Source organism: Brevundimonas sp., assembly GCF_036402095.1.
Lineage (GTDB): Bacteria > Pseudomonadota > Alphaproteobacteria > Caulobacterales > Caulobacteraceae > Brevundimonas.
In genome coordinates, this window is sequence record NZ_DASWTO010000211.1 from 1 (window position 1) to 7,820 (window position 7,820).

The 7,820-nt window shown below is 70.3% G+C and carries 13 protein-coding genes; 6 read left to right on the top strand and 7 right to left on the bottom strand.

Going from position 1 to position 7,820, the window contains the following annotated elements; genetic code table 11:
- The first annotated feature begins 45 nt into the window (after positions 1-45).
- The 3 genes from rplU to VGD32_RS13965 all read left to right on the top strand — a co-directional run bounded on the left by rplU (position 46) and on the right by VGD32_RS13965 (position 1,611).
- The gene (gene rplU, locus VGD32_RS13955) at positions 46-609 is read left to right on the top strand and encodes a 50S ribosomal protein L21 (RefSeq protein ID WP_331032484.1); all 564 of its coding nucleotides are present in this window, start codon (positions 46-48) and stop codon (positions 607-609) included.
- A gap of 24 nt (positions 610-633) precedes the next feature.
- Positions 634-912, top strand: a complete 279-nt coding sequence (rpmA, locus tag VGD32_RS13960; RefSeq protein WP_331032485.1) for a 50S ribosomal protein L27 — start codon at positions 634-636, stop codon at positions 910-912.
- Between the two features lie 165 nt (positions 913-1,077).
- On the top strand, positions 1,078-1,611 hold the full coding sequence (locus VGD32_RS13965) for a GNAT family N-acetyltransferase (protein WP_331032486.1): 534 nt from the start codon (positions 1,078-1,080) through the stop codon (positions 1,609-1,611).
- Here the strand turns inward: VGD32_RS13965 and VGD32_RS13970 are convergent.
- The 3 genes from VGD32_RS13970 to VGD32_RS13980 all read right to left on the bottom strand — a co-directional run bounded on the left by VGD32_RS13970 (position 1,608) and on the right by VGD32_RS13980 (position 3,114).
- Positions 1,608-1,805: a hypothetical protein gene (locus VGD32_RS13970; protein ID WP_331032487.1), complete on the bottom strand. Its 198-nt coding sequence runs from the start codon at positions 1,803-1,805 to the stop codon at positions 1,608-1,610. The two genes, VGD32_RS13965 and VGD32_RS13970, sit on opposite strands and share 4 nt — an antisense overlap.
- A 122-nt stretch (positions 1,806-1,927) precedes the next feature.
- Entirely contained in the window at positions 1,928-2,524 is a 597-nt protein-coding gene (locus tag VGD32_RS13975) for a BA14K family protein (RefSeq protein WP_331032488.1), read from the bottom strand.
- Between the two features lie 56 nt (positions 2,525-2,580).
- A complete protein-coding gene (locus tag VGD32_RS13980) occupies positions 2,581-3,114 on the bottom strand; it encodes a hypothetical protein (RefSeq protein WP_331032489.1) in 534 nt (177 codons plus the stop codon).
- A 138-nt stretch (positions 3,115-3,252) separates the two neighbouring features.
- Here VGD32_RS13980 and VGD32_RS13985 point away from each other — a divergent pair, with 138 nt between their 5' ends.
- Together VGD32_RS13985 and VGD32_RS13990 are read left to right on the top strand one after the other, a co-directional pair.
- Positions 3,253-4,455, top strand: coding sequence for a threonine ammonia-lyase (locus VGD32_RS13985; protein WP_331032490.1), 1,203 nt, complete (start codon positions 3,253-3,255; stop codon positions 4,453-4,455).
- Positions 4,436-4,984 carry an FKBP-type peptidyl-prolyl cis-trans isomerase gene (locus VGD32_RS13990; protein ID WP_331032491.1) on the top strand — a complete coding sequence of 183 codons (549 nt, stop codon included), beginning with the start codon at positions 4,436-4,438 and terminating at the stop codon, positions 4,982-4,984. Before VGD32_RS13985 ends, VGD32_RS13990 begins: the two co-directional genes overlap by 20 nt.
- A gap of 9 nt (positions 4,985-4,993) precedes the next feature.
- Here VGD32_RS13990 and VGD32_RS13995 read toward each other — a convergent pair whose 3' ends face one another.
- Genes VGD32_RS13995 through VGD32_RS14010 form a run of 4 tightly spaced genes read right to left on the bottom strand, consistent with a single transcriptional unit; the run spans position 4,994 to position 7,162 of the window.
- Entirely contained in the window at positions 4,994-5,656 is a 663-nt protein-coding gene (locus tag VGD32_RS13995; RefSeq protein WP_331032492.1) for a glutathione S-transferase family protein, read from the bottom strand.
- Positions 5,656-6,336 carry a dihydrofolate reductase family protein gene (locus tag VGD32_RS14000; protein WP_331032493.1) on the bottom strand — a complete coding sequence of 227 codons (681 nt, stop codon included), beginning with the start codon at positions 6,334-6,336 and terminating at the stop codon, positions 5,656-5,658. The genes VGD32_RS13995 and VGD32_RS14000 overlap by 1 nt, the downstream gene beginning before the upstream one ends.
- On the bottom strand, positions 6,333-6,818 hold the full coding sequence (locus tag VGD32_RS14005; protein WP_331032494.1) for an SRPBCC domain-containing protein: 486 nt from the start codon (positions 6,816-6,818) through the stop codon (positions 6,333-6,335). The genes VGD32_RS14000 and VGD32_RS14005 overlap by 4 nt, the downstream gene beginning before the upstream one ends.
- On the bottom strand, positions 6,815-7,162 hold the full coding sequence (locus tag VGD32_RS14010) for a metalloregulator ArsR/SmtB family transcription factor (RefSeq protein WP_331032495.1): 348 nt from the start codon (positions 7,160-7,162) through the stop codon (positions 6,815-6,817). Before VGD32_RS14010 ends, VGD32_RS14005 begins: the two co-directional genes overlap by 4 nt.
- Before the next feature lie 105 nt (positions 7,163-7,267).
- Here VGD32_RS14010 and VGD32_RS14015 point away from each other — a divergent pair, with 105 nt between their 5' ends.
- On the top strand, positions 7,268-7,651 hold the full coding sequence (locus tag VGD32_RS14015; RefSeq protein WP_331032496.1) for a hypothetical protein: 384 nt from the start codon (positions 7,268-7,270) through the stop codon (positions 7,649-7,651).
- Positions 7,652-7,820: the final 169 nt, after the last annotated feature.

Below are 7,820 nucleotides of genomic sequence, written 5' to 3' on the forward strand. Positions count from 1 at the left end.
ACCCCCGTCGGGCTTATTCTTTTTGCGTTTCGCTGAGGCTTCAACATGTACGCGGTGATCAAGACCGGCGGCAAGCAGTACCGGGTTCAGCCGGGCGACGTCATCGTGGTCGAGAAGCTCGACGGCGAGGCCGGCTCCAACGTGTCGTTCGGCGACGTGCTGATGCTGGGCGGCGACAAGGGCGTGACCTTGGGCGCCCCGACGATCGCCGGCGCCACCGTCGCGGCGACGCTGGTCGAAACCCGCAAGGGCGAGAAGATCAAGATCTTCAAGAAGATCCGTCGTCAGGGCTATCGCCGCACCAACGGCCACCGCCAGATGGAATCGGTCCTGCGCATCACCGGCATCGAAGGCGCCGGCGAGAAGGCCAAGTGGGACGGCGAAACCTCGCTGATGACCAAGGCCGAGATGAACGCCCGCGCCCGCGGCCTGGCCCCGCGCGTGGAAGAGACCGAAGCCAAGCCGGCGAAGAAGGCCGCGGCTCCGAAGGCCGCCAAGGCGGAAGCCGCTCCGGCGACCGAAGCCGCCGCTGAAAAGCCCGCCGCCAAGAAGGCTCCGGCCAAGAAGGCCGCGCCCAAGGCGAAGCCCGCCTCCACCGACGAAGCGTAAGAACGAAGAAGCAGGAGCAAACCCATGGCTCACAAGAAATCCGGTGGTTCGTCGCGCAACGGTCGCGACTCTCACTCCAAGCGCCTCGGCGTGAAGAAGTTCGGCGGCGAGAACGTTCTGGCCGGCAACATCCTCGTGCGTCAGCGCGGCACCACCTTCCACCCGGGTGACAACGTCGGCCTCGGCCGCGACCACACCCTGTTCGCCACCGCCACCGGCTCGGTCAAATTCACCACCAAGCGTGGCGGCCGTTGTTACGTGTCGATTCTTCCGGCCACCGAACAGGCCATGGCCGCCGAGTAGCGCGAACGGAACACTTCCCGGATCGCGCAAGGCTCAAGAGCCGCGATCCGGACCAAGGGAATTATTTCCGCGGGGAGTCTGGATCACCAGGCTCCCCGTTTTCGTTCCCCGCCTCGAAGCCGCCCGAGCCCTCCAAGGAGGCGGCGTACCGGATGAGGCGCTACCATGTGCGTGATCGAACCCTCTCCCGTCGTCGAGACGCGGCGCCTGGCCCTGCGCGCGCCGGGTCCGCAGGACATCAGCCGCCTGGCCTCGCTCGCCAATGACCCGGACATCGCCCGGATGACCCTGCGCATGCCCCATCCCTATTCGGTGGACGATGCGGAAGCCTTCGTGCTGGGCGTGGCGGGACAGGATCCCGCCCGGGCCGCCACCTTCCTGATCGAGCACGAAGATCACGGCCCCGTCGGCGTCATCGGTCTGTTCGAGGACAGCGATCCGGCGCCCGAGGTGGGCTACTGGATCGGCCGCCCCTTCTGGGGCCGCGGCTATGCGACCGAGGCCCTGCAGGGCGCGCTGGCCTGGGCGTCGAAGCGCTGGCGGCGGCGGGCGCTGGTCGCCGGCCATTTCACCGACAATCCCGCCTCCGGCCGCGTGCTGGAGAAGGCGGGCTTCCTCTACACGGGCGAGGTTCGGCGCGGCTTCAGCAAGGCCCGCTCGGGCGAGGCCAGCACGCGCCGGATGGTGTGGCTGGCCTAGCCGAACAGCGTCGGTCCGAAGACGGCGGCCAGGGCCACCGCCCCGCCCGCCACGGCCACCGCCGCCCCGGCGATGAAGGCCGCCCAGGTCCGCGCCGCGCGCTGGCGGCGCAGGCCGCTGGTCTTGACCGACCTCAGCATGACGCCGGGCTTCGGCCCGAAGACTTCCGAGCCGGAAATATTGTGCTGGGACATGAACGCGCTCCCTGATCCACCGCCCCTTGCGGGTCGGGAGCAGCGAAGCGGTGCGGACAAGGCGAAACAATGGCGAACGTCGCTCACCCACCGTTCCGTGATCGGATGAACCGCGTTCGCGGTCAGCCGCAGTAGATCAGGCGGCCGCTGTACGCCCGGTAGTAGCCGCTGCCGGGATCGTACGAACGATAGGTGGCGCGGCACCAGTCGATGCGGCCGGGATCACGGCGACCGCCGTGGTCCTGACGACCATATCCCCCGCCATGGACGACGTCCGGCCGACCATACGCGCCGTGATACACGGCGCCCTGCCCGTAGCCGTAGCCTTGACCGTAGGAGTAGCCGTGGCCGTAGCCCCGGCGGCGGGTGGAATACCGGCCGTCATGGCCGTAGCCGTAGGCGCGCCCGTAATGACCGTGGTTGCCGCCGTAACCGGCGAGGGCCCGGTAGTCGCGCCGCGCCTGCGGACTGACGCGGCGGCGCTGGTCGCGCCAGCGGGCGCCGCAGTCGGTGCGATTGGCGTCCCAGAAGGCGTCGCATCGATAGTCGCCCGGCCGGTCGAGCTGGCTACGCCAGTCGAAGGCCGACGGGGCCCAGTTCGAGCCGCTCCGCTGATGTCCGTGCCCGCTGTTGTAGCCCCACGACTGGGCGGCCGCGGGCACGGCCGCGAGGGCGAAGCCGGCGGCGACGATCAGCGGAAACAGAAGCGGGCGACGCATGGTTAATCCTCCAGAGCGGCCCGGTACGCGGCCTGAAAAGACGGACTGACGAACGCTTACAGGGTGACGGAAACGCGGCCGCCGCGGGTGTCGACATGCCGCATCAGCACCACCCGGTCGCCGCCGTCGGCGCTGACCGGCGCGATGATGAACCAGCCCCCGTCGGGCAGGCCGGTGAAGCTGAACCGGCCGTTCTGGCAGGTCGTCGACCGCACGTAGGAGCGATAGTCGGCATTGGGGTCCGGCACCGTGCGGGCGCGCACGATGGCCTCGGGCACCGCCGCCCGGTCGGTGGAGCCGTACAGGGTGCGGAAACGGGCGCGGGTGTAGGGCGTGTCCGGCGTGAGGGCCACCGAGCCGGTGCAGGCGTAGACCTGGCCCTCGCGGCGGTAGTCCACCCGCCCGTCGATCGATGCGGCGCCCGACCGGGTCGACCATGCGAAATCATCCGCCCGGAACCCGCCGTTGGCCGGCGGCGGGCCGAAGCCGCCGCCCATCGGCACGGTTTCGCAGGCCGCGAGCAGGCCGCCCAGCGCGAGGGCGGCGATCAGGGGAAGAAGGGGCTTGCGGGGGGTCATCTGGGCGGCCATGGGCTTTCTCCGTCACGGCTGCGGATCGAACGTGCGGATCAGACGCTCAACGCCGCGGCAAGGTCAAGGTTGCGAGCCTCCGGAGGGTGGTCCAAAAGCGCGCGGCAACCCGGCGCAGACCGGGTATAGGGGAGCCCCATGACAGTCACGTTTGACCACATTCTGGCGGCCCGGGACCGGATCGCGGGCCAGGTCGACCGGACGCCGGTGCGCTATTCGCGCAAGCTGTCGCAGCTGACCGGCGCCGAGGTGTGGATCAAGTTCGACAACCTGCATTTCACCGGCAGCTTCAAGGAGCGCGGCGCGCTGAACCGTCTGCTGCAGCTGTCGCCCGACGAGCGGCGGCGCGGCGTCGTCGCCGCTTCGGCCGGCAATCACGCCCAGGCGCTGGCCTACCACGGCGGCCGGCTGGGCATCCCGGTGACGATCGTCATGCCGGAGGGCACGCCCTTCGTGAAGGCCGACGGGACGCGCGCCCACGGGGCCACGGTGGTCATCAAGGGTCTGGATTTCTCGGGTTCGACCGAAGAAGCCCACCGGCTGCGGGACGAGGAGGGCTTCGTCTTCGTCTCCGCCTTCGACGACGAAGGCATCGTCGCCGGCCAGGGCGTCTGCGGCCTCGAATTCCTGGAGGACGCCCCGGACCTGGACGTCCTGATCATCCCGATCGGCGGCGGCGGCCTGATCGCCGGCTCGGCCATCGCGGCCAAGGCCCTGAAGCCGTCGATCCGCATCTTCGGGGTCGAGGCGGCCATGTATCCGTCGTTCTCGGCCCGGCGGCGGGGCGAGACGCCGAAATGCGGCGGCCAGACCATCGCCGAGGGCATCGCCATCAAGGCGGTCGGCGACATCCCGTTCGCGCTCGCCGATCCGCTGATCGAGGAGGTGCTGGTCGTCGAGGAGGCCGATTTCGAGAAGGGGGTGGCCTTCCTCGCCACGCTGGAGAAGACGGTGGCCGAAGGGGCGGGCGCCGGCGGGCTGGCGGCCATGCTGGCCCATCCCGAGAAGTTCCGCGGCCTGAAGGTCGGCATCGAGCTGACCGGCGGCAACATCGATTCGCGCATGCTGGCGGTGGTGCTGAACCGCGAGCTGGTGCGCGAGAAGCGACTGGTGGTCTACCGCATCCTCGGCGACGACCGTCCCGGCATGCTGTCGAAGATGAGCGCGGTGATCGGCGGCCTCGGCGGCAACATCATCGACGTGGTGCACAACCGGCTGGCGCTGGACGTTCCCGCCAAGGGCGCGGAGTTCGACATCATGGTCGAGACGCGCGGCGAGACGCATGCGGACGAGATCAGACACGGACTGGAAGAGGCAGGCTATGCGCTACGGATGGGCTAGGACGGCGGCCGTGCTGGCCATGGCGGCGGCCCTTGCGGCGTGCGGGCGCGACGCGCCGCCGACCGGCGACCAGGAGGCCGCGGCCAACCTGCGCGCGGCCGAATTCTTCATGGCCTCGAACGCCCGCGCCGACGGCGTGCAGACCCTGCCGTCGGGGGTCCAGTACAAGGTGACCCAGGCCGGCCCGCCCGGGGGCGAGAGCCCCGACGGCAACGATCTCGTGCGGGTCGACTACGAAGGCGCCCTGACCGACGGCACGGTGTTCGACAGCTCGTTCGAACGCGGCCAGCCCGCCGTCTTCACCGTCGAGGAAGGCATATCCGGCTCGATCATCCCGGGCATGCGCGAGGCGCTCCAGCATATGAGCGTCGGCGACGAGTGGCTGGTCTACATCCCGCCGGCGCTGGGCTACGGCGATCAGGCGTCGGGGCCGATTCCGGCCAACAGCGTGCTGATCTTCCGCCTCAAGCTGCTCGACATCGCGCGCGCGCCCGGCGGGACGACGGCGGTCGCCACCGCCAACGGCTGACGCCGGGACCTAGTCGACTGCGGGCGGCGCCGGCATCAGGTCGCCGAACGGGGCGGCGTCCTCGAGGGCGCGGCGGAAAGACGGCCGCGCCATCAGCCGCCCGTGCCACGCCTTCAGCCGCGGCCGGTCGCCGAACGGAACCAGCCGCCGGGCGTAGGTCAGGATGGGCGCCGCGCCGCAGTCGGCGAGGGTGAAGGTCTCGCCAGCGCCCCAGGTCCGGCCGTCGCCGAGGCGGCGTTCCAGCAGATCCCAGGCGGTGGCGATCTCGCCCGCGTCCAGCGCCATGACCGCCTCGGGCGGCGGCGGCCCGGCCCGGCCGAGGCGGTGGAAGATGATCCGGTTCATCGGCCCGCCGACGTAGGTGTCGATGATACGGTCGACCCAGCGGGCTTCCAGCGCCGTTTCCGGATCGTCCGGGATCAGCCGTCCGCCACCGGCCGCCCGGTCCAGATATTCGATGACGATGCTGGATTCGTGGACGGTGCGGTCCGCCGCGGTGTCGACCAGAACCGGCATCTTGGCGAAGGGCGACAGGGCGCGGAAGGCGGCCATGACGGACCCGTCGGCGAAGTCGACCAGCTTCGCCTCGAAGGGCAGGCCCAGTTCGTAGAGGGCGACAAGGCCCTTCTGACCATAGGCCGAATAGGGATGGGACCACAGGACAAGGGACATCAGGCGCTCCGGGTGGTGGCGTTCGCCGTCGTTCCGGAACGGCCGATACGCAGGTGGGTGGCGCGTTCGCCGGCGGTGCTCCCGAGCACCTCATAGCCGAGGGCGGGCAGGTCGAGACCCTCCCAGAAGGGCTCTCCCCGGCCCAGCAGGACAGGCGAGAGCGCGACGTGCATCTCGTCGATCTGGCCGGCCTTCAGATACTGGCGGATCGTCTCCGCCCCGCCGCCGATGCGGATGTCGCCGTCGCCGGCCGCGTCGCGCGCCCGCTCCAGCGCCGCCGCCGGGCCGTCGGTGACGAAGTGGAAGACCGTGCCGCCCTTCATTTCGAACGAGGCGCGCGGATGATGCGTCAGGACGAAGACGGGGCAGCGATAGGGCGGCTCCTCGCCCCACCACCCCTTCCAGCCGTCATCGGGCCAGGGCCCGCGGGAATGGGCGAACATGTTGCGGCCCAGAATCCAGGCGCCGATACCCTCCATTCCCCGCTTGGCGAAGCCTTCGTCGACGCCGGTCTGTCCGTGACCCTTCCCGTACATCTTCTGAAAGGTGTCGGTCGGGAAGAACCATTCGTGCAGGTTCTCGCCGCCGACGCCCAGCGGGTTCTGCAGGCTCTGGTCCGGGCCGGCGCCGAAGCCGTCGACCGAAACGGCGTATGAGGAAACGCGAACCTTGCCGGTCATTGGCGGGCCTCCAGCTCGCGGGCGAGATTGTCCAGCATCTCGGCGCAGCCCTCCTCGCGCAGCGGGATGTGGGCTGCGCCGTCGTCGCCGAAATAGGCCCCCTGCTCGGTGTAGATCAGGCGCGTGCCGGCCGCGTCAGGAGCCAGTTCGATGGTCGCCAGCGACGCCGAGTCCCGGCGCCTGCCGTCGCCGAGCTCGCGGCCCATGACGTAGGTCAGGATGATCCGCGCATTCTCGACGATGTCCAGAAACAGGGTGTCGTTGAAGCCGACGACGCTGTCCTCGCCGCCGAACCGGTAGCGGCCTCCGCCCCGGCCGCCGACGCGGAAGTCGTGCGCCCAGTCGTGGATCGTCGCGCCGGGCGCCTCGACGAACCAGCGGCGGAAGGCGGCGGGATCGGACCAGGCCTGGAAAACACGCGCCGGCGAGGCGTCGTAGCGCCGCTCGATCGTGAACATGCCGTGGGCGAGTTGGGCGGTCATTCAGGGGGCTCCGTTTCGGGTCTGGTCGCGTCGAGGAAGAGGCCCAGCCGGTCGAGACTGCGCTCGACGGACCGGCGGCGGTCGTTGATCCAGCGTTCAGCGGCGCCGAGCGCCTGCGGCTGGACCCGGCAGGTCCGCACCCGGCCGACCTTCTCGGTGGTCACCAGGCCGGAAGCCTCAAGTATCTTCAGGTGCTGGACCACCGCCGACATCGACATCGGCAGCGGATCGGCCAGTTCGCTGACCGTGGCGGGGCCGGCGGACAGCCGCTCGACCATCCGCCGGCGGGTCGGGTCCGACAGGGCCTGGAAGGCGAGATCGAGCGGCTGCTGATGCTGAAGCATTCACTTAAGTATCATGGCGAGCGAGCGGCTCGCAAGCCCCGTGGGCGCAACCTGTCGTTAATCGACGCGGCGCACGCTCGGCCGTCCATCTCCCGGAGCGGCGCGATGTCGACCATCCAGACCTCTACCTACCGCCGGCAGCGCGATCATTTCGAGCCGCAGGACGCCGACCCCCAGGAGCAGCGGCGGCTGCGCGGCCTTCTGGAACAGATCGACTATTCCGCCTTCGTGGCCAACCGGGAGGTGATCGCCGCCGCCCTGCCGGGTCTCGACGCGGCGGTGTTCCAGCGGCTGGCCGTGCAGACGGCCGCGGCGCGCGCCAAATGGGTCGGCGAGGCCCTGCGCCAGAGCGAATCCGGCGCCCCGTCGACGCCGGACCAGATCGCCCGCCTGACCTCGGCCCGCACCGGCTATGAGGAATTGGCCGAGGCCTATGAGGGCCTGCGCCGGATGGTCGAGCGCGGCTACCTGACCATCAGGACCGCCTAGCCGGCACGCTTCTATTCAGCGGTGGCGTCCAGCGGCTGGGGCCGGGTCGCGATGGGGGCGTCCGGATCCGCGGGCGGCCGCTCGGCTGTGGTCGGGGGCGGGCCCGCCGGCTCGGCCGGAGCGATCTCGATGCGGGGCTCCGCCGGGGCGGCGGTGACGGGGGGCGGCG